The organism is Streptomyces sp. DSM 40750 (genome assembly GCF_024612035.1).
GTDB lineage: Bacteria > Actinomycetota > Actinomycetes > Streptomycetales > Streptomycetaceae > Streptomyces.
This window is the reverse complement of the sequence record NZ_CP102513.1, coordinates 3409774-3428996: the sequence shown is the minus strand read 5'-3', so window position 1 is coordinate 3428996 and position 19223 is coordinate 3409774. Positions and strand designations below refer to the sequence as shown.

Genomic DNA, 19223 nt, shown 5'->3' with positions numbered 1-19223 from the left:
GTGCGCGAGTGGTGGACGAGGGCGTCGGTGTGCCGGACTCGCGACGGGTGGACGGGGCTGCCGGTGTGCCGGACTCGCGAGGGGCGGACGCGGGTGCGCGAGTGGTGGACCCGCGAGCGGCTGACGGGCCGGCCTTCGGTCCCGGACCGCCTTGCGGAGCCGTGGCGCCTCTCCACACCGAACCGCCCTTCGACCCCGAGACGCTGGCCTTTCTGTCCCGACCGGGCCTGAACCGCCTCTGGGAGTCGGCACGTACCCGCCTCGAACGAAGCGGCCTCCGACCGACCGGCACGCTCCGGCTGCAGCACCTCGACCCACAGGAACGCGAAGCCCTGTCCCTGCTCCTCGCCAAGCCCGTCACCGGCCCTTCCGCCACGATCCGCCTGCCGGACCTGGACACCCGCCTACGCGCCAGCGCGGTCGGCCGAGGCCTGGCCGCTACGCTGACGGCACTGGGCCCACCCCTGACCGACCGGCGAGCGGCCCGCGACGCGACGACGGCCGAACGCGACCGCCTGTGGTCCGAGGCGGAAGCGGCCCTGGCCGCCACGCCACTGGCCGACCAGCCCTGGGCCCACCAGTGGCTGACGGACATACGGCGGTCCGGCACCCTCACCCGCCGGCCGTCCACCTCCATCACCCAGGCCATCCAGACCCTCGTGACCCTCTTCCCCGGCACGGGGCCCGCGCCCGCGCCCGCGCCCGCCCCCACCCCCGTCACCTGGGGCCGCGGCGAACTGGCCACCCGCACCACGGGCTCGGCCCACGGTCTGGACGACGGCACCCTGCTGGCCCGCCTGGTCCTGCGTGGCATCGCGCTGGCCCAGGACGTCGACTTCCCCACCGACGCACCGGCCCGCCGTGCCCTGTGGCGCCGCGCCTCGGTCACACCGGACGAGGTCTCCAGCACGGTCCTGACGTACGGCCTGCGCCCGACGGGCACCACCTGGCGGGAGGCGGCCCTGCGCGAACGTGCGGACCACCACCTGGAGACCCACCTGACCCTGCGTGAACTGCGCACCCTGCACCTGGAGCTGCCCTCGCGCCCGCGCGTCCACGTCTGCGAGAACCCGCGCGTGGTGGAGGCCGCGGCGGACGCCGGCTGCACCGTGCCGTTGATCTGCACCTCCGGCAGCGCGACGACCGTCGTTCTCACCCTCCTGGACACGCTGGCCGCGACCGACTGCGCCTTCGCCTACCACGGCGACTTCGACTGGCCGGGCATCATCCTCGCCAACCGCGTCATGGGACGGTACGGGGCGGAGCCGTGGCGCATGACCGCCCCGGACTACGAGTACCTGGCGGCACGCACCGAACTGCGAGGCATGCCACCGCTTCCACTCGTCGGCACACCGGTCGAGGCGACGTGGGACGCTGAACTGGCCCCGACCATGGAGGCGTTGGGGGTGGCACTACACGAGGAGGCGGCGCTGGACCTCCTCTTGGAAGACCTGGCGTGAGCCAGGGAGGAAGGACCATGGACAACCTCACCGAGGCGAACCTCAAGAAGCTGGCCGGCGCTCGCTCCTACGACCGTGCGCTCGGCTACCTCGATGCCGTATCCGGGGTCGAGGTCGGCGACGGTTGGGTGACCGCGAGCGTCCACGGCACGGAGCGATACGAGGTGGAGCTGACCCTGGACGGACCCGACGGGCCGGCCGGTGAGTGCGACTGCCCGTACGGAATGGAAGGCAACTTCTGCAAACACCTGGTGGCCCTCGGCCTGACCGTACTCGCCCAGCGGGAGAGCCTGCCGCGGCAGCGAAAGGCGGCCCGGGACCGCGCACAGGACCTCGACACATGGCTGTCGGCCCTGTCCAAGGACGAGTTGCTCGCCCTTCTGAGGGAACAGGTGGACAAGGACCGGCAGTTGCGGCGTCGCCTGGAGCTGCGGGCGGCGGGCGCCCGCGGAGACCTCTCCGGTGTCCGCGCGAGCGTCCGCGATCTGCTCGACGCACGCCCGTTCGCGCGGTACGGCTACGTCGAGTACGCCGACGCCCGCGCCTACGCCGACCAGGCCGGGCAGGCGGTGTCCGCGATCGGGGCGCTCACCGGCTCCGGTCGGCCCGCCGACGCGATCGAGCTGACACGCGAGGCCATGCGGTTGCTGGCCGAGGCCGCGGAGACCGTCGACGACTCCGACGGATGGCTCGGACAGGTGGGTGCCGATCTCGCCGCCGCCCACCTCGAAGCATGCCGTGCGGCACGTCCGGATCCGGAGGAACTGGCGCGCTGGCTGGTCGCCCAAGCGCTCGGCGACTACGACGCCGGCCTCACCGACATCGACCCGCTCGACTACCGGGACGTCCTCGGCGATGCGGGCATGGCCGCCCTGCGGAAGCTGGTGGTCGAGGCATGGCGGGGAAACCGCACAGGATGGGCCGAGAAGTACTTGATGGAACGCCTGGCCAAGACGGCAGGCGACATCGACACGGTGATCGCCGTACACGCGGCCGACCTCACGCCGAACGGCCACACCCACCTGCTCATCGCCCGCGAGCTGGACACCGCCCGACGCTCCGACGAGGCCCTGAGCTGGGCGGAGCGCGGCATCCGGGAAGCCAAGGACCTAGCCGCCATCGACACAGCCCTCGTCGACCATCTCTGCGAACGCTACGCACAGGCCGACCGGCTCCCCGACGCCGTCGCCCTGCGCCGCGACCACTTCGGCGCCCGCCGCTCCCTGCTCGCGTACCAGCAGTTGCGCGCCGCCGCGCGGGCCATCGACTGCTGGCGGGCGGAGCGGGAGGGCGCGCTGGCTCTGTTGCGTGCTGACGTCGATCGAGGGCAACAGGGCGGCTGGTACGGAGACTCGGTCCTGGTCGACGCCCTCCTCGATGACCAGGACACGATGGCCGCCTGGCAGGCCGCCGTCGAAACCGGCGCCCACGACAGGCAGTGGCTCAAGCTCGCCGACCAGGTCCGCGCCGACCGCCCCGCCGACGCGCTCGACGTCTATCTCCGCCTGGCCGAACCGCTGACCACACAGACCGGCAACGCGGTCTACGAGCAACTCGTCGGCCTGCTGCTGAGCATCCGGGACTGCCACCACCGCCTGGGCACACCAGACATGTTCACCGCGTACGTCGCCGCCCTGCGCGCCTCCCAGAGACGCAAACGGAACCTGATGCGGCTGATGGACGAACAGGGTCTGTGAGCCGGGGCTCCTCGGCCTTGTCGAGCAGGCGCAGTGTGACGCCCGAGGTGTTCGTCGCTTCGGCTCCCCGTCCCTGATGGTGCAGCCGTTGGCCTGTGGTTCGACTTGAGTGCCACCGGGACGAAAATGTCCGTCTGAACCGGCAGGGCGACTTCCGGATCACACACGTGAGCGGGTCTTGGCCAGCTCGTCCGAAGGCGGGGTATGACCATGGCGATGACACTGCTTTCCTGTGGGCCGCACCAGACCGGATTCGTAGGCGGTGATGACGAGTTGGGCGCGGTCGCGGGCGTGGAGTTTCGTCAGGAGGCGGCCGATGTGGGTTTTCACTGTGCCGGGGCTGAGGTGCAGTCGGTCGGAGATCTCGGTGTTGGACAGTCCGTTGGCGATCAGGAGGAGGACCTCGCGTTCGCGGTCGGTGACGCCGTCCAGGCCACTGGGCTCGGGCCCGGGACCAGGGGCGGGGTCCGCCCGGCGGCGGCAGAACTCCGCGATCAGGCGGCGCGTCACCGCGGGGGCGAGTAGCGCGTCGCCGCGTGCGATGACGCGGATGGCGGCGAGGAGGTCGGCCGGTGGGGTGTCCTTGAGGAGGAAGCCGCTGGCTCCGGCGCGGAGGCCGGCGAAGACGTAGTCGTCGAGGTCGAACATGGTGAGGATGAGGACGCGTGTCTCGGCGGTCGTGGGGGAGGCACAGATGCGGCGGGTGGCTTCTATGCCGTCCAGTTCGGGCATGCGGATGTCCATGAGGACGAGGTCGGGGCGTTCGCTGCGGGTCATCGCGACGGCCTGGGCGCCGGTGCCGGCCTCGCCCACGGTGATCAGGTCCGGCTCGGAGTCGACCAGTACGCGGAAGCTGCCGCTCAGGAGGGCCTGGTCCTCGGCGATCAGGATTCGGATGGGGGTGCCGGTCGTCACTGGGTCTCCCGGGGCTTCTCGCGGGCGGGCGGATACGGCAGGCACGCGGTCACCCGGAAGCCGCCGTCGGGGTGTGGGGCGGCGGTGAGGGTGCCGCCGTACATCATCGCCCGCTCGCGCATTCCGGTGATGCCGTGTCCGCCCCCGTTCCCACCTGTGCGTGTGCGGCGGCCCGGATCCGGGGCGGGCGGGCCCTCGTCGCGGACCTCTACGCGTAGGTCGGCGGCGGTGGCTTCGATTCGGACCATGCAACTGGTCGGGGCGGCGTGGTTCAGCACATTGGTGAGGGCCTCCTGCACGATGCGGTAGGCCGCCAGTCCTACGCCGTCCGGCACCTGGATGCCCCGGCTCATCGTGAGGTCGACCCGGACGCCCGCGTGCTCGGCCCGCCGTACGAGCGCGGGGACATCCGCCAGGCCCGGCGTCGGGTCCAGGTCGGCCGGTTCGGCGTCCGTTTCGGCGTCCGGTTCGTCGGCCGGGGGGATGCGCAGCACGTGCAGGATGCCGCGCATCTCGGTCATGGCCTCCCGGCTGATGGTCTCGATCACCTTGAGCGCGTCGTGGGCCTCCTCGGGGCGGGACGGCAGGACATGGTTGGCGATGCTCGCCTTGACGGTGATGAGGCCCATGCTGTGGGTGACGATGTCGTGGAGTTCGCGGGCGATCCGTAGGCGTTCGTGGTGGACGGCCTGCTCCTCGCGTCGGGCGGCCTCCACCCGCGCCAGCGCACGCCGTCCCCGTACCGCGAAGCCCGCCGTCCACACGGCCCCGAGGAGCGCTGTGCCGACGACGAGGAAGCCGATTCCGTTCTGCCAACCGTGGGGCGAGCCCGCGACCATTCCGAGCAGTACGACCGACGTGCAGGCCACGGCCACCGCCGGCGTCGGGATCAGACGCTGCGACGTCGTCGTCAGCGCCAGGGGGTACAGCGCGTAGGCCGCGGCGGCGAAGGGGTCGACAGCGAGGCCGAGGAGCAGCTGGAGCAGTGTGGCCATCAGTACCACGGCGAACACCGGGCGTGGCCACAGGCGGCGGGCCGCCAGCGGGATCCCCGCCCCCGCGACCAGCACGCACCGGACCCACAGGGGCACCCGCGCCGCACCGCTCTCCTCGGTGATCACCACCGGCAGGAGGAACACCACGAGATAGGCGAGCGCGGCCGTCGCGTCCAGGCCGACCAGCTGGCGGCGGCTGAGCCGCTGCGGGAACCGTACGGGCAAGTCGGAGATCGACACCCGGGTCAGGGTAGAGCGGACACGCCGGGGCCGCATCGGACCGTGGGCATACGACCAGGGTCCGACCCCCGGCCGTGCCGTGGACCGTGGTCGGATGTGCTCAATGCGGGGCCACGAAAGGCTCGTTGGCGTGATCGAAGTACAGGATCTGACGAAGCGGTACGGGGCGGCCCTCGCCGTCGATCGGCTCTCCTTCCGGGCCGAGCCTGGGCGCGTCACCGGCTTTCTCGGGCCGAACGGTGCCGGGAAGTCGACGACGATGCGGGCCATGGTCGGCCTGCACCGGCCCGACGGTGGACAGGTGTTGTTGAACGGACGCCGGTACGGAGAGTTGTGTGAGCCGTTGCGGACGGTGGGGGCGATGCTGGAGGCCAAGGCCGCGCATCCCGGGCGTACCGCCTATCACCACCTGTTGTGTGTCGCGGAGAGCAATCGGCTGCCGAAGCGCCGGGTGGATGAGGTGCTCGTCCAGACCGGGCTGGACGGTGTGGCGGGGCGGCGGGTCGGTGGTTTCTCGCTCGGTATGGGGCAGCGGCTGGGTATCGCGACCGCGTTGCTCGGTGAACCGGAGATCTTGTTGTTCGACGAGCCGGTCAACGGGCTGGACCCGGACGGTGTGCGTTGGATTCGTACGCTGGTCAGGGAGTTGGCCGCCGAGGGGCGGACCGTGTTCATGTCCAGCCATCTGATGAGTGAGATGGCGCAGACCGCCGATCATCTCGTCATCGTCGGGCGGGGCCGGCTCCTCGCCGACACCGATATGGACAGGTTCATCGAGGACAACTCCGTCTCCAAGGTCAAGGTCAGGGTCCGGACCTCGGATGTGGAGCAGTTGATGTCGTTGTTGTCGGCCAAGGGCATCAGCTGCCATCAGGGGGTCGACGGGGCCGTACTGGCCGTGGGCGTGGACGCGACGACGGTTGGCCGTATCGCGTCCGCGCACGGGGTGACCATCCATGAACTGGCTGGCGAGCGCGGCTCGTTGGAAGAAGCCTTCATGCGGCTGACCGCGTCGGCCGCCGAGTTCCGGGCGGGGGACCGGTGATGACGACCACCAACGCCCCGTCCGCCGTCGTCCGTTCCGAATGGACCAAGGCGCGCACCGTTCGGTCCACCTCCTGGACACTCCTGCTCACCTTCCTGATCAGCGTCGGGATCGGCGTCATCAACTGTCTGTCCGTCAAGAAGGCGATCGCCGAGGACAGCCCCCTGGTCCGGCCCGACTTCCATCCGGCCGACTCCGGGTTCGTCGGGGTGGGCATGGGGCAGATGGTGCTGGTGGTCTTCGCCGTACTCCTCGTCTGCGGCGAGCACTCCGGCGGCATGATCCGGACCTCGCTGACGGCCGTGCCCCGACGCGGGCTGCTCTACGGGGCCAAGCTCGGCGTCGGCGCGCTCATGACGTTCGGGGTGGCCGTCGTCACCGTGCCCGTCGCCTTCATCGCCTCGGAGTGGGCCCTCGGCTCCCTCGGCGTGGAGCCGGGCAGTCCGGGGGTGCCGCGTGCGCTGGTGGGGGCGGTTGTCTCCCTGACCCTTGTCTGGATGTTCAGTGCCGGCGTGGCGGTCGTGCTGCGCAGTCCCGCGATGTCCCTCGGCGTTCTGATCCCGTTCCACTTCATCCTGCCGACCTTCATGCTCAACATCCCCGGTCTCAAGACGATCGCGTACTACCTGCCCACCCAGGCGGGCGCACAGCTCATGCAGGTGGCCGGGCAGGGCGACTCGACCCTGTCGGCGGGGGCCGGGCTGGCCGTGCTGCTGGCGTGGACGGCGGCCGCGACCGCCGGTGGTTACGTCGCGCTGCGTACCCGAGACGCGTGACCGGGGCCCTTCAGCCGAGGACCAGCGGCAACTTCGTTGACAAGCTGCCCAGTTCGGCCCGCTCCCCATCTGTCGGAGCCCGACGCCCCGTCCCGATCAGCAGGGCGTCCCTGTCAGTCAACGACGCGGGGAACGCCGTGCCGGCGATCTGCTCCAGCGCCCTGCGGGAGTGGGTCAGGCATGACGGAGGTGGTTCCGGGGCGGCTGCCGGGAGGTGGGCGGTCAGGTCCAGGTGGTGGAGGGTCCATTCCAGGATGTACGCGGTGAGGTAGTCGGCGACGGTGAGGACTTGGTCCTGGGTGCTCACCCGGGCGTCGGGGTCGGCGAGTTCGGCGGCGCGGCCGGCGGCGGAGCCGACGTCGTCCAGGTGGAACTTCAACAGGTGCGGGTCCTCGTACGCGGCGGCCAGGCGGACGGTCAGGGCGTCCAGGGGGTCCTCGCCGGTCGGGGGTTCGTTCGTGACGTGCCAGTACGTCGTCGCGTCGACCGTCGGGGCTGCGTCCGCGGGGGTGACCAGGGTGATCAGGACGTCCTGTGCGTCGATGATCAGGTGGCAGACGAGGTCCCTCACGAGCCAGCCGGCGCAGCCCGACGGCTGCTCGAAGTCCTTGTCCGTGAGGCCGGCGACCGTGGCGCGCAACGCCGCCCAGGAGTGTGAGAAGAGATCCACCTCGGCACGGTAGTTCGGTGCGGGAACGGTGGACAAGCGTGCGTGCGGAGGGCGGGCTGTTCGATGCATTGACCCTTGGCCGGCGGCACGCTTTCATCGCGTGCATCCTCGTGAGTCCTCTGCGCAGGGCCGGGGGCAACGGGGGACAGGGGGCGGCTGTGGTCGTCCCCGGCCGAAGGGGGAGCCAAGTTGATAAGACCTTCCTTACGTGTCCTCGTGAGCGTCGTCCTGGTGGCCGGCGTCGTCGCGAGTCCCGCCTGGTCCGCTCAGGCAGCACATGACAACGAGGTGCCCAGCGCCGCGTCGAGCACCGAGCGGATCAGCGTGGCCCCCGACGGCACCAGCGGCAACGGCCACTCCACGGACCCCGTGGTCAGCGCGGACGGGCGTGTCGTGGCCTTCATGTCGTCGGCGACCAACCTGGGGCCCGGCACGGACGTGCGCAACAGCGTCTACTACCGGACGGCTCCCGGTGAGCCGTTGCAGCGTGTCGTGGTGCCGGGGGAGACGACCTCGACGCCTCAACTGTCCGAGTCGGGGCGTTACTTGACCTTCGGCTCGTTCTCGTCCGCGACCGGGACGTCCTCCGTGCACATCATGGACCTGAGCACCGGGAGCATCGAGCGTCTGGCGCCCGCGATGGACGCGGGCTACCAGGTGTCCTACGGCATCGCGCCGATCAGCGCGAACGGGCGGTACGTCGCCTTTGTCGCCCGGCCCACCGTGGACCCGAACGGGGCGTTCGCCTGCCGGGTCATGTTGCTGGATCGGAAGACGCAGGAGGTCCGGCGGGTCAGTCGGGAGTCGGACGGTTCCAAGAACTTCCACCGGTGCGATCAGGTCTCGATGAGCGCCGACGGGCGCAAGGTCGCCTATCTGGAGGGCTACTCCGGGCCGGCCACCGGCGATCAGGGCGACATCCTGGTGTACGACCGGAAGAGCGGACGTACCGTGCACGCCGACGCCACCCATGACGGGGCGCCGGCCAGCACGGCGGCCTTCGCTCCTGTGCTGAGCGCCGACGGCTCCAAGGTCGGCTTCAACTCGCCGGCCACCAACCTGGTCCCCGAGCCTGACACCAACACCAGCACCGGCTTGAACGCCTTTGTCCGCGATCTGCGCACCGGCACGCTCCAGCGGTACGACGGCCACGACCCCACCGATCTCACCCTGATCTCGGACCTGTCCGTGAACGGTTCGAAGCTGCTGCTGAACACGGCGGACGCGGATCGTACGTCGCTGGGGCTGGTTCTGCGTGATCTGCGAAGTGGTGAGGAGGAAATGCTGTCGCCCGGCCAGGACGGCAAACCCGTCACCGTGGGGGACGCGGCACTGAGCGCGGACGAGTCGACGGTCGTCTTCGAGTCCTACTACCCCGGCCTGGTGCCCGAGGACACGAACCTGATCGGGGATGTGTTCGTCCGCACCTTGCGCTGAGCCTCCGGGCACAGAGCGGGGGCGGTCCCGTGCGAGCCGCCCCCGCCACGCGCCACCACTCAGACCACCGGCTCCCCTATGCCCAGCAGATTCCCCTCACTGTCCCGGAACCAAGCCGCGCGTTCGCCCCGTGCGCCCTTGCGGGCGAACTCCGTGTCGCCGCAGCGGTACAGCAGTCCCCCGGGCCGTTCGTCGACGGGTTCCAGGCCGAGGCGTTCGGCGTGGAAACGCCGTGCCCGGTCCAGGTTCCGCGCGGGGAGCCTGGTCGCCACGCTTCCCCGGACAAGCCCCCGGGCCAGCCCCCGGGCAAGCGCCCGAGCCAGCCCTCACGGCGGAATGCTCCTGTTGTCCGCGTTCAGGCCTCCACTGTTCCGCGAAGGGGCGGAGAGTGCGCTGAAAACCGACCCGGTCCCCCCGGCCGATCAGCCCAGCACCCCCGCCAGCCGCCGCCACTCCTCCCGTGGCAGTGCATCCCCCGCCCGGCCGTCGATCACCTGAAGCGCCACATGGTCCGCCCCCGCCGCATGGAACTCCTCCACACGCGCCCGGAGCCGGGCGTCGTCGCCCCACGCGTACACCGCGTCGATCAGGCGGTCGCTTCCCCCGTCCGCGAGGTCGGAGTCGGTGAACCCGAGGCGGAGGAAGGTGTTCGTGTAGTTCGGCAACCCCAGGTAGAAGGCCAGATGGGTGCGGGCGGTCGTGCGGGCGCGGTCCGGGTCGGTCTCCGGGATCACCTTCAACTCGGGGGCCAGCAGTGGGCCTTCGCCCAGGATCTCGCGGGCCTCGGCCGTGTGCTCGGGTGTGACCAGATACGGGTGCGAGCCGGCCGAACGGTCCCGTGAGAGACGGAGCATCTTCGGGCCGAGCGCGGCGAGGACCCGGCGGTCGGCAGGTACGCCGGCCGCGTCCAGGGCGTCCAGATAGTCGACCATGGCGGTGTACGGGCGCCGGTACTGCTCCGCGAGCTTGGCGTGGCTCACACCGAGGCCGAGCAGGAAGCGGCCGGGGTGGGCGGCCTCCAGTTCGGCGAAGCGTACGGCCGTGTCGGCGGCCTCGTGCTGCCAGATGCTCTGGATGCCGGTGGCTACGGTGATGTGTGCCGTCGCCTCGACGAGGGGCACGGCGTGGTGCACTCCGGTGTTGCCGCCGAGCCAGATCGCACCGAAGCCGAGTTCCTCCAACTCGGCTGCCGCATCAGCGAGTTCGCCGTTCCGAGCCGGGTCCTCGGCCCGCAGGCCGGCGCTCCAGATGCCGTACCGACCCACGCTGTTCTCTTTGGTCTCTTTGGTCATGCAAACGCCAACCCGGCCGCCTTCGTGATCTATTCCGGATCTATTCCGGACGCGTGTAGACATCAATCGTGTCGCATCCGTCGACATCAATCGTGTCGCATCCATTGACGTCCCTCCCGCCTCAGCTTTACCTTCTGGCCGAAGTTACGCACAGCGTTCGCAATTTCGAACATTCCCCCTCTCGAGCCGCTCCCCGAAGGGTCTTGCCGTGTTTCGGATCCAAGTCCGTCACTGGGTGACGTTGGGGGCCGCGTTGCTGGCCCTTTTCGCGTCCCTCCTCGCCGTCCAGCCCACGCAGCAGGCCGCCGCTGCCGACGGCAAGCCGTTCACCAACCCGGTCAAGTCCCAGAAGGGCGCCGACCCGTGGCTGGAGTACTACAACGGCAACTACTACCTGGTGACGACCTCGTTCACCGGTGAGCTGACCATGCGGAAGTCGCCGACGCTGGCCGGGCTGAGCACCGCGCCCAGCGTGCAGGTGTGGTCGGACAGCACCGCCAGCCGCAACTGGAACATGTGGGCCCCGGAGATCCACTTCTTCGACGGCAAGTGGTATCTGTACTACTCCGCCGGGCCGCGCGGCTCCGCCTGCTGCGACGACCAGCGCACCCATGTGCTGGAGAGCTCCGGCTCCGACCCGATGGGGCCCTACACGCACAAGAACACCTTCACCGGTTCCAACCTGAACCCCAACGGCTGGCTGATCGACGCCAGCGTGCTCAAGCACAACAACAAGCTGTACCTGGTGGGCAGTGGTTCGGCCGGCGGCAGCAAGCAGAGCCTCGTCATCGCGCCGCTCAGCAACCCGTACACGCTCGCCAGCTCCACCTTCACCGTCATCTCCAGCCCGACGCTCAGCTGGGAGACGCAGAGCGGTGAGGTCAACGAAGGGCCCGAGCCGCTCTACCGCAACGGGCGTACCTTCCTCGTGTACTCCGCCAGTGCCTGCTGGGGCCCCGACTACAAGCTCGGCCAGCTCGAACTCACCGGCTCCGACCCGCTCCTCGCCTCCTCCTGGACGAAGAAGCAGACGCCCGTCTTCCAGCGGAACGACGCCAACAGCGTGTACGCGCCCGGCCACAACGGGTTCTTCACCTCGCCCGACGGCACGGAGAACTGGATCGTCTACCACGCCAACGACTCGGCGAGCGACGGTTGCGACAACGGGCGTACGACCCGGGCGCAGAAGTTCACCTGGAACTCGGACGGCACGCCGAACTTCGGCACGCCGGTCGCCCTCGGCACGACGATCGCCGGCCCCTCCGGTGAGACGGCGACGACGCCGACCGCGTACACGATCGTCAACCGGAACAGCGGCAAGTGCCTGGACGTCAACGGCGGCAACACGGCCGACGGCACCAACATCCTCCAGTGGACCTGCAACGGCGGGGCCAACCAGAAGTGGCGCATCGAGGACATGGCCGACGACACCAGCCGCCTCGTGAACGTCGCCACCGGCAAGGTCGCCGACGTCGCCGAGTGCGCGAGCGCCGACGGCACCGACATCCGGCAGTGGTCCTGGCTGAACAACAACTGCCAGAAGTTCCGCATGGTCTACCTCGGCGGCGACTACGTGCGGATCGTCAACGCCTCCACCGGCAAGGTCATGGACGTGACCGACTGCGGCACCGCCAACGGCGCCGACGTACGCCAGTGGGCCTGGCTCAACAACAACTGCCAGCAGTGGCGGCTCGTCCCCACGACCGCCTGATCCCCCACATCCTTGATCCCGAAGGGCCGCAACAAGACATGAGACGACTCGTCAGACGGGTCCTGGTGGCCGTGGCCGCCGCGCTCGCGGTGCTCACCACCGTGACCACCCCCGCACAGGCCGCAGCCCCCGCGTCCCCCGCAGTCACCTTCACCAACCCGATCGCCGAGCAGCGGGCCGACCCGCACATCTTCAAGCACACCGACGGCTACTACTACTTCACGGCCACCGTTCCGGCGTACGACAAGATCGTGATGCGCCGGGCCACCACCCTCCAGGGCCTCGCCACGGCCACCGAGACCACGATCTGGACCAAGCACGCCAGCGGTGACATGGGCGCCCACATCTGGGCGCCGGAGATCCACTTCATCGACGGCAAGTGGTACGTCTACTTCGCGGCCGGTGCCTCGAACGACATCTGGAAGATCCGCCCGTACGTCCTGGAGACCAGCGCGGCCAACCCGCTGACCGGCACGTGGACCGAGAAGGGCCGGATCGCCCTGCCGCTGGACACCTTCTCGCTGGACGCCACCACCTTCACCCACAACGGCACCCGCTACCTGAGCTGGGCCCAGAACGACCCGGCCGTCGGCAGCGGCACCAACCTGTACCTGGCGAAGATGTCCAACCCCTGGACCATCAGCGGCAGTCCGGTGATGATCTCCACGCCCACGTACTCCTGGGAGACCGTCGGCCACCGCGTCAACGAGGGCCCGGCCGTCATCCAGAAGAACGGCAAGGTCTTCATGGCCTACTCGGCCAGCGCCACCGACGCCAACTACTGCCTCGGCCTGCTGACCGCCTCCGCCACGGCCGACCTCATGAACCCGGCCTCCTGGACGAAGACCTCGACACCGGTCTTCAAGAGCAATGCCGCCACCGGCCAGTACGGTCCCGGTCACAACACCTTCACGGTCTCCGAGGACGGAAAGTCCGACATCCTCGTCTACCACGACCGCAACTACAAGGACATCAGCGGCGACCCGCTCAACGACCCCAACCGCCGCACCCGCTACCAGAAGCTGTACTGGAACGCCGACGGCACGCCCAACTTCGGCATCCCGGTGGCTGACGGCGCGACCCCGGTCCGCCTCTCCTCGTACAACTACCCGGACAGGTTCATCCGCCACTGGGAGTACCGCGCGAAGCTGGAGGCCAACGTCACCAACCTCGCCGACTCGCAGTTCCGGGTCGTCACCGGCCTCGCGGGCAGCGGCACGGTCTCTCTGGAGTCGGCCAACTTCCCCGGCTACTACCTCCGGCACAAGAACAACGAGATGTGGGTGGAGAAGGACGACGGCACGACCCTCTTCGACGCCGACGCCTCCTTCCACCAGCGGGCCGGCCTCGCCGACACCGCCGCCGGGGTCTCGTACGAGTCGTACAACTTCCCCGGCCGCTACATCCGGCACTACAACAACCTGCTCTACACCCAGCCGGTCAGCACGACCCTCGACCGGCAGGACGCGACCTTCTACAAGGAGTAGGGGTCAGCGAAAACCGAGCAACGCCAGTGCACCGTGCCCTCGCAGGGCACGGTGCACTGCTCATTCCGGCGGCATGACCTGCACCAGACCCGACTGGTACGCCATCACCACCAGCTGAGCCCGGTCGCGGGCGCCGAGTTTCGTCATGGCGCGGTGGACATGGGTGCGTACGGTCAGCGGGCTGACGTACAGCTTCTCGGCGATCTCGTCGTTGGAGTGGCCCTCGGCGGCCAGGGCCATGACCTCGCGTTCCCGGGTGGTGAGGCTGGTCAGCTGGTCGGGGGTGGCGAGGCGGTTTCCGGGGGCCGGGGCGGCGAGGAAGCGGGTGATGAGCGTGCGGGTGGCGGCGGGGGAGAGGAGCGTGTCGCCGGCGGCCACCGTGCGGATGCCGTCGAGGAGCGCGTCGGCGGTGACGTCCTTCCCGAGGAAGCCGCTGGCGCCGGAGCGCAGCGCCTGGGCCACGTACTCGTCGATCTCGAACGTCGTGAGGATCAGTACGCGGGTGTCGGCCAGTTCCTCGTCGGCGCAGATGACCGCCGTGGCGGTGAGCCCGTCGGTGCCGGGCATACGGATGTCCATGAGGACCACGTCGGGGCGGTGGATACGGACGAGGTCGACCGCCTCCCGGCCGTCCGTGGCCTCGGCGACCACCTCCAGGTCCTCGCAGGAGTCGATGAGGATCCGGAAGGTGGCCCGCAGCAGGGCCTGGTCGTCGGCGAGCAGGACGCGAATGGTCATGGGGCTGTTCTACTTCCGCTGGTCATGGGGCTGTTCTGTTGTCCGCTGGTCGTGGGGCTGTTCTGTTTCCGCTGGTCATGCGGTCCGGCCCACTTCGGGTGCGGGGGTCCGAGGACGGGGGCGCAGCGGGAGGTCCGTGGTGACCTCGAAGCCGCCTTCGGGGCGGTGACCGGCGCTCAGACAGCCGCCGACGGACTGGGCGCGCTCCCGCATGCCGATGAGGCCGAAGCCACGGCCGGGTTCGGGAGCGCCGTCGGGGCGAGTCGTGCCGTTGCCGTTGCCGTCGCCGCCGTCGTCGGTGACCGTGATCGTCAGATGGGTCTCCTCGTACGCGAGGCGGATGCGCGCCGCGTCCACGGCGGCGTGCTTGCTGACGTTGGTGAGGGCCTCCTGCACGATCCGGTACGCGGTCAGGTCCACGCCGGGGTCGAGCGGCCCCGGGGTGCCCTGCGTGGTGACGGTGACCGTGAGGCCGGCGGACTCGCACGCGGCCATCAGGTCCGGGAGCCGGTGGAGCCCGGGGGTGGGGGCCAGCGGCGCCTCGGGGTCGTCGGGTCGGCGCAGCACGCCGACGGTGGCCTTCAGCTCGCGCAGCGCCGACGACGTGGTTCCGGTCAGGTCGGTGAGGATCCGGTGGGCCTGCTCGGGATCGATGCGGGTGAGGTGCGCGGCGGTGCCCGCCTGGGCGTTGGCGAGGGCCAGGTGATGGGCGACCACGTCGTGCAGTTCGCGGGCGATGCGCATGCGTTCCTCGGTGACCCGGAGGCGGGCCTCCTCCTCCCGCGTTCGCTCGGCGTGCTCGGCGCGGGCCTGCACCGACTTCAGGTAGGCCCGCCGCAGCTGGGTCCCCCGGCCCGCGGCGAGGGGCAGCAGCAGCCAGAAGACGGGGCCGATGGTCCTGAGCACCAGCGAGAAATGGTTCATGGAGTCGGCGAGCACGGCCGCGAGCGTCATCGCCGCGATGGTGGTGAGGCCGTAGGCACGGGTGATTTTCCGGTCGGTGAGCGTGGCCAGCCAGTAGAGCGCCGCCATGATCGGTGCCAGCAGCAGGGGGGTGAGCAGATAGCCCAGCGCGACCACGACGATCGTGCAGATCGCGGTCACGATGAGGGCGGTGCGCGGGTGGGCGCGGTGCTTGAGCAGGGCGAGACAGGACACGCCCATGACGGCGACGCCGACGGTGTCCTGGTCCGGCGGCGCGGCGCCGGGCAGGGTGAGAGCCGTGCCGAGGACCGCGCAGCCCATCAGCGTGATGGCAGTCGCCAGATCGACGAGGAAGGGATGGCGGTGCGAGAAATCCTCGAGGCGATCCGCGTAGCGCCGATCCAGGCTGATACTCATCGGGGACTCCGGTCGGTGGGCTGGGACCATGGTGGTCGACGTGGGTGCGAACGCCCCCGAGGGCCGTCCGTGTCCTTCGCCACGGACGGCCCCCGGTGGGGGTGGGCGGTTGGATCAGGTGCGCGCCACCACCGGCTCGGCCGTGGCGGCCGGGGCCGGCTCCGTCTCGGGCCGGCGGGTCAGCGCCTCGCCCTCCACGTCGACGCGGGGCAGCGCCCGGTCCAGCCACTTCGGCAGCCACCAGGCCTTGTCGCCGAGCAGGGCGAGTACGGCGGGCACGATCGCCATGCGTACGACGAACGCGTCGAACAGGACCGCCGAGGCCAGCCCGAACCCGATCATCTTGATCATGGAGTCGCTCTCGCCGATGAACCCGGCGAACACCGCGATCATGATCAGGGCGGCGGCCACGACCACGCGGGCGCTGTGCCGGAAGCCGCTGGTGATCGCCTCGTCGGCGCGGTCACCGTGGACGTACGCCTCCCGCATCCGTGAGACGAGGAACACCTCGTAGTCCATGGCCAGGCCGAAGACGATGCCCACCAGGAAGATCGGCATCAGGCTCATGATCGGTCCGGTCTGCTCCACTCCCAGGAGCTCCGCGCCGTGGCCCTGCTGGAAGACCAGGACGACCACGCCGAGCGACGCGAGCACCGACAGCAGGAAGCCCAGGGCCGCCTTGAGCGGGACGAGCAGGGAGCGGAAGACGACCATCAGGAGGATGACGGCCAGGCCGACCACGACCAGCAGATAGGGGACCAGCGCCGACTGCACCTTGTCGGAGATGTCGATGTTCAGCGCGGTGGAGCCGGTGACCTCGTACGTCGCCCCCGTCCCGGACTCGATGCCGGGACGTTCGTCCCGGATGACGGTCACCAGGTCCTTGGTCCTCTCGTCGGTCGGCGCGGTGGCGGGCACGGCCGAGAAGACGGCGGTGTCGCCGGCCTCGTTGAACTGTGCGGGGGAGACGGACACGACACCCTTGGTGGCGCCGATCTCCTTCGCGATCGTCTCCGCGGCGCCCTTCGCGTCGTCCGCGCCCCTGGCGTCCACCACGATCGTCAGCGGCCCGTTGAAGCCGGGCCCGAAGCCCTCGGCGAGCGCGTCGTAGGCCCGGCGCTCGCTGGTGGAGGTCGACTTGGCCTCGTCACCGGGCATGCCCAGTTGCAGGTCGGTCATCGGCACCGCGAGCGCGCCGAGGCCGAGGACACCGAGGATCAGTACGGGCAGGGGCCGGCGCAGGACGAACCGGGCCCAGCGCGTGCCGCCGTTGGTCGCGGCACTCTCCTCGATCCGGCCGCTCTTGCGTGCCTTGCGCGGCAGCACGGCGTTCGGCCAGAAGCCGAGGACGGCCGGGACCAGGGTCAGCGCGATCAGTACGGCGACGACGACCGCGCCCGCGGCGGCCAGCCCCATCTTCGTCAGCATCGGGATGCCGACCACGGACAGTCCGGCCAGCGCGATGACGACGGTGAGTCCGGCGAACACGACCGCCGATCCGGCCGTGCCCGTGGCGAGGGCGGTCGCTTCCTGGGGGGTACGGCCCTTGGCGCGCTCCTCGCGGTAGCGGGAGACGACGAACAGGGCGTAGTCGATGCCGACCGCCAGGCCCAGCATCATCGCGAGGGTGCCGGTCGTGGTGGACAGGCCGAAGGCGTCGGACAGGGCGAGGATCGCGGCCATGCTGAGGCCGACGCCGACGAGCGCGGTCAGCAGCGGCAGCCCGGCCGCGGCCAGCGAGCCGAAGGTGATCAGCAGGACGACGGCGGCGAGGGCGACACCGATCACCTCGGCCGTCCCGCCGGCACCGGCCTGTTCGGCCACCGCGTCGCCGCCGGCCTCGACGGTCAGCCCGGAGTCCTGGGCCTGGTGGAGGGCGTTCTCCAGATGGGTCCTGCTGGCGTCGGTGAGGTCGTTGGCGGCGGCCTTGTAGGTGACCGTCGCGTACGCCGTCGAGCCGTCCTCGCTGACCGCCCGCGCCTGGAACGGGTCGACGGCGTTCGCGACCTGCGAGCCGTCGGCCAGATCGGCCACGGTGTCCTCGATGGCCTTCTTGTTCTCGGTGGCGGTGACCTTCTCACCGCTCGGCGCGACGAACACGACCCGGGCGGTGGCGCCGTCCGCCGTGACGCCGGGGAAGCGTTCTTCCATCAGGTCGAACGCCTTCTGGGACTCGATGCCCGGCATGGAGAACTCCTCGTCGGAGGCTCCCGGGGCCTTGAGGGCGCCGAAACCGACGGCGCCGAGGACCGCCACCCACATCAGGGTGACGTACCAGCGTTTGCGGAAGGCCAGCCGGCCCAGCCGATGAAGGAAGGTTGCCATGGGTCGCAGGTCTCCACGTCAGAGGTCTCGGATGCCTGCCAAGACTCCCGGCCCGGGCCCCCTCCCGTCGTCGTGCGGCTGCCGACAATCCCGGCTACTCAGAACGCAGTACGACGCGACCGCCGGGTCACTCCGGGGTATGACCGGAGTGACCCGGACTACATGGCATGGAGGGTGTCGCGGGAGGCCTTGATGAACTCCTGCAGCGCCCGCCAGAACGGCGAGTAGCAGGCGTCGAAACGGGCGACGGCACCGGCATCGCCCTCGATCATCGCCTCGATCGCCTTGTGGAACGGATTCGTGGACCGCCGGACCGTGTTGGCGAGTTCGGCGACCCCGTCCGGCCCCTCCAGCGAGACGATCCACGTACGATGCCGCAGCGTGGCGTACTCGTCCCGCTGCAGGTCGCGCAGCCGCCGCAGCTCCTCGACCTGCTCCGGACCGAGCCCGCCCTCGGCGCCCCGGACCACGTCGGACGCCTTCCAGTGCACGTCGTTCAGCCGCTGAGCCTGCTCCATGAAGTCCGCGTACGCCGTCCGCCGCGCCTCCCGCAGCCGCTCCACCCGCTGCGCGCCCGCCGTCGTGTCCGCCTGTATCCGCGCCGCCCGCGCGGTCCCCCTGCTCGTCACCCAGCTCGCCAGCACGGCGGTACCCGCGGTGAGCGAGGCGATCCAGAACGCGCTGTCAGCCATGGCGGGACCCCAGCGAGCGTTCGGTGACTCTTGCCAGGTGGGCCGTGAAGACGGCGCGGGCGTCCGGGGTGAGGGTGCGCAGCGCCACCAGCGCCGTGATGACCACGTCGCACAGCTCCGACTGGACGTCGTCCCAGGTGTGGCTCGTGCCCTTGCGCGGGTTCTGCCCGGTCGCGCCGATCACCGCCTGGGCGACCTCGCCGACCTCCTCCTGCAGCTTCAACATCCGCAGGAGCAGGCCTTCTTGGCCGCCGTACGGCTGGTCCGCCTCCAGCCAGGCGTGCAGACGGGAGACGGACCGCCAGAGGCCGTCGGGGGAGTCGGGGGAGTCGGGGGAGTCGGAGGAGGCGGCGGAGACGGGTACGGCCGGCTGATCACTCATGAGGCGCAGCCTGCCACGCC

The 19223-nt window shown here is 70.2% G+C and carries 17 protein-coding genes; 7 read left to right on the top strand and 10 right to left on the bottom strand.

What is annotated here, in order from left to right:
• The first annotated feature begins 161 nt into the window (after positions 1-161).
• Both JIX55_RS15290 and JIX55_RS15285 read left to right on the top strand, forming a co-directional pair.
• Positions 162-1460 carry a TIGR02679 family protein gene (locus JIX55_RS15290; protein ID WP_257563870.1) on the top strand — a complete coding sequence of 433 codons (1299 nt, stop codon included), beginning with the start codon at positions 162-164 and terminating at the stop codon, positions 1458-1460.
• A gap of 17 nt (positions 1461-1477) precedes the next feature.
• A complete protein-coding gene (locus tag JIX55_RS15285) occupies positions 1478-3157 on the top strand; it encodes an SWIM zinc finger family protein (RefSeq protein ID WP_257563869.1) in 1680 nt (559 codons plus the stop codon).
• A 159-nt stretch (positions 3158-3316) separates the two neighbouring features.
• Here the strand turns inward: JIX55_RS15285 and JIX55_RS15280 are convergent, their stop codons facing one another.
• Entirely contained in the window at positions 3317-4072 is a 756-nt protein-coding gene (locus JIX55_RS15280) for a response regulator (RefSeq protein ID WP_257563868.1), read from the bottom strand.
• Positions 4069-5307: a sensor histidine kinase gene (locus JIX55_RS15275; RefSeq protein WP_257563867.1), complete on the bottom strand. Its 1239-nt coding sequence runs from the start codon at positions 5305-5307 to the stop codon at positions 4069-4071. Before JIX55_RS15275 ends, JIX55_RS15280 begins: the two co-directional genes overlap by 4 nt.
• A gap of 130 nt (positions 5308-5437) precedes the next feature.
• Here JIX55_RS15275 and JIX55_RS15270 point away from each other — a divergent pair, with 130 nt between their 5' ends.
• Together JIX55_RS15270 and JIX55_RS15265 are read left to right on the top strand one after the other, a co-directional pair.
• Complete coding sequence (locus tag JIX55_RS15270; RefSeq protein ID WP_257563866.1) at positions 5438-6352, top strand: ATP-binding cassette domain-containing protein; 915 nt, start codon at positions 5438-5440, stop codon at positions 6350-6352.
• Entirely contained in the window at positions 6352-7128 is a 777-nt protein-coding gene (locus tag JIX55_RS15265) for an ABC transporter permease subunit (protein WP_257563865.1), read from the top strand. The genes JIX55_RS15270 and JIX55_RS15265 overlap by 1 nt, the downstream gene beginning before the upstream one ends.
• A 10-nt stretch (positions 7129-7138) precedes the next feature.
• On the opposite strand, the gene JIX55_RS15260 is transcribed toward JIX55_RS15265, so the two are convergent.
• Positions 7139-7798 (bottom strand): maleylpyruvate isomerase N-terminal domain-containing protein, encoded by a 660-nt coding sequence (locus JIX55_RS15260; RefSeq protein WP_257563864.1) that lies wholly within the window; start codon positions 7796-7798, stop codon positions 7139-7141.
• 216 nt (positions 7799-8014) lie between these two features.
• On the opposite strand from JIX55_RS15260, the gene JIX55_RS15255 reads away from it, so the two are divergent.
• Complete coding sequence (locus tag JIX55_RS15255) at positions 8015-9235, top strand: hypothetical protein (RefSeq protein ID WP_257563863.1); 1221 nt, start codon at positions 8015-8017, stop codon at positions 9233-9235.
• A gap of 59 nt (positions 9236-9294) precedes the next feature.
• On the opposite strand, the gene JIX55_RS15250 is transcribed toward JIX55_RS15255, so the two are convergent.
• Positions 9295-9507 carry a hypothetical protein gene (locus tag JIX55_RS15250; RefSeq protein WP_257563862.1) on the bottom strand — a complete coding sequence of 71 codons (213 nt, stop codon included), beginning with the start codon at positions 9505-9507 and terminating at the stop codon, positions 9295-9297.
• Between the two features lie 150 nt (positions 9508-9657).
• Positions 9658-10527, bottom strand: coding sequence for an LLM class F420-dependent oxidoreductase (locus JIX55_RS15245; protein WP_257563861.1), 870 nt, complete (start codon positions 10525-10527; stop codon positions 9658-9660).
• A 208-nt stretch (positions 10528-10735) separates the two neighbouring features.
• Here JIX55_RS15245 and JIX55_RS15240 point away from each other — a divergent pair, with 208 nt between their 5' ends.
• The gene (locus JIX55_RS15240) at positions 10736-12238 is read left to right on the top strand and encodes a family 43 glycosylhydrolase (RefSeq protein ID WP_257563860.1); all 1503 of its coding nucleotides are present in this window, start codon (positions 10736-10738) and stop codon (positions 12236-12238) included.
• Between the two features lie 38 nt (positions 12239-12276).
• A complete protein-coding gene (locus JIX55_RS15235) occupies positions 12277-13725 on the top strand; it encodes a family 43 glycosylhydrolase (RefSeq protein WP_257563859.1) in 1449 nt (482 codons plus the stop codon).
• A 60-nt stretch (positions 13726-13785) separates the two neighbouring features.
• On the opposite strand, the gene JIX55_RS15230 is transcribed toward JIX55_RS15235, so the two are convergent.
• The 5 genes from JIX55_RS15230 to JIX55_RS15210 all read right to left on the bottom strand — a co-directional run bounded on the left by JIX55_RS15230 (position 13786) and on the right by JIX55_RS15210 (position 19203).
• Positions 13786-14463, bottom strand: a complete 678-nt coding sequence (locus JIX55_RS15230; RefSeq protein WP_257563858.1) for a response regulator — start codon at positions 14461-14463, stop codon at positions 13786-13788.
• A 75-nt stretch (positions 14464-14538) separates the two neighbouring features.
• Entirely contained in the window at positions 14539-15804 is a 1266-nt protein-coding gene (locus JIX55_RS15225) for a sensor histidine kinase (protein WP_257563857.1), read from the bottom strand.
• 114 nt (positions 15805-15918) lie between these two features.
• On the bottom strand, positions 15919-18129 hold the full coding sequence (locus tag JIX55_RS15220) for an MMPL family transporter (RefSeq protein ID WP_257563856.1): 2211 nt from the start codon (positions 18127-18129) through the stop codon (positions 15919-15921).
• 158 nt (positions 18130-18287) lie between these two features.
• Positions 18288-18821 (bottom strand): hypothetical protein, encoded by a 534-nt coding sequence (locus JIX55_RS15215; RefSeq protein ID WP_257563855.1) that lies wholly within the window; start codon positions 18819-18821, stop codon positions 18288-18290.
• Complete coding sequence (locus JIX55_RS15210) at positions 18814-19203, bottom strand: MazG-like family protein (protein WP_257563854.1); 390 nt, start codon at positions 19201-19203, stop codon at positions 18814-18816. Before JIX55_RS15210 ends, JIX55_RS15215 begins: the two co-directional genes overlap by 8 nt.
• Positions 19204-19223: the final 20 nt, after the last annotated feature.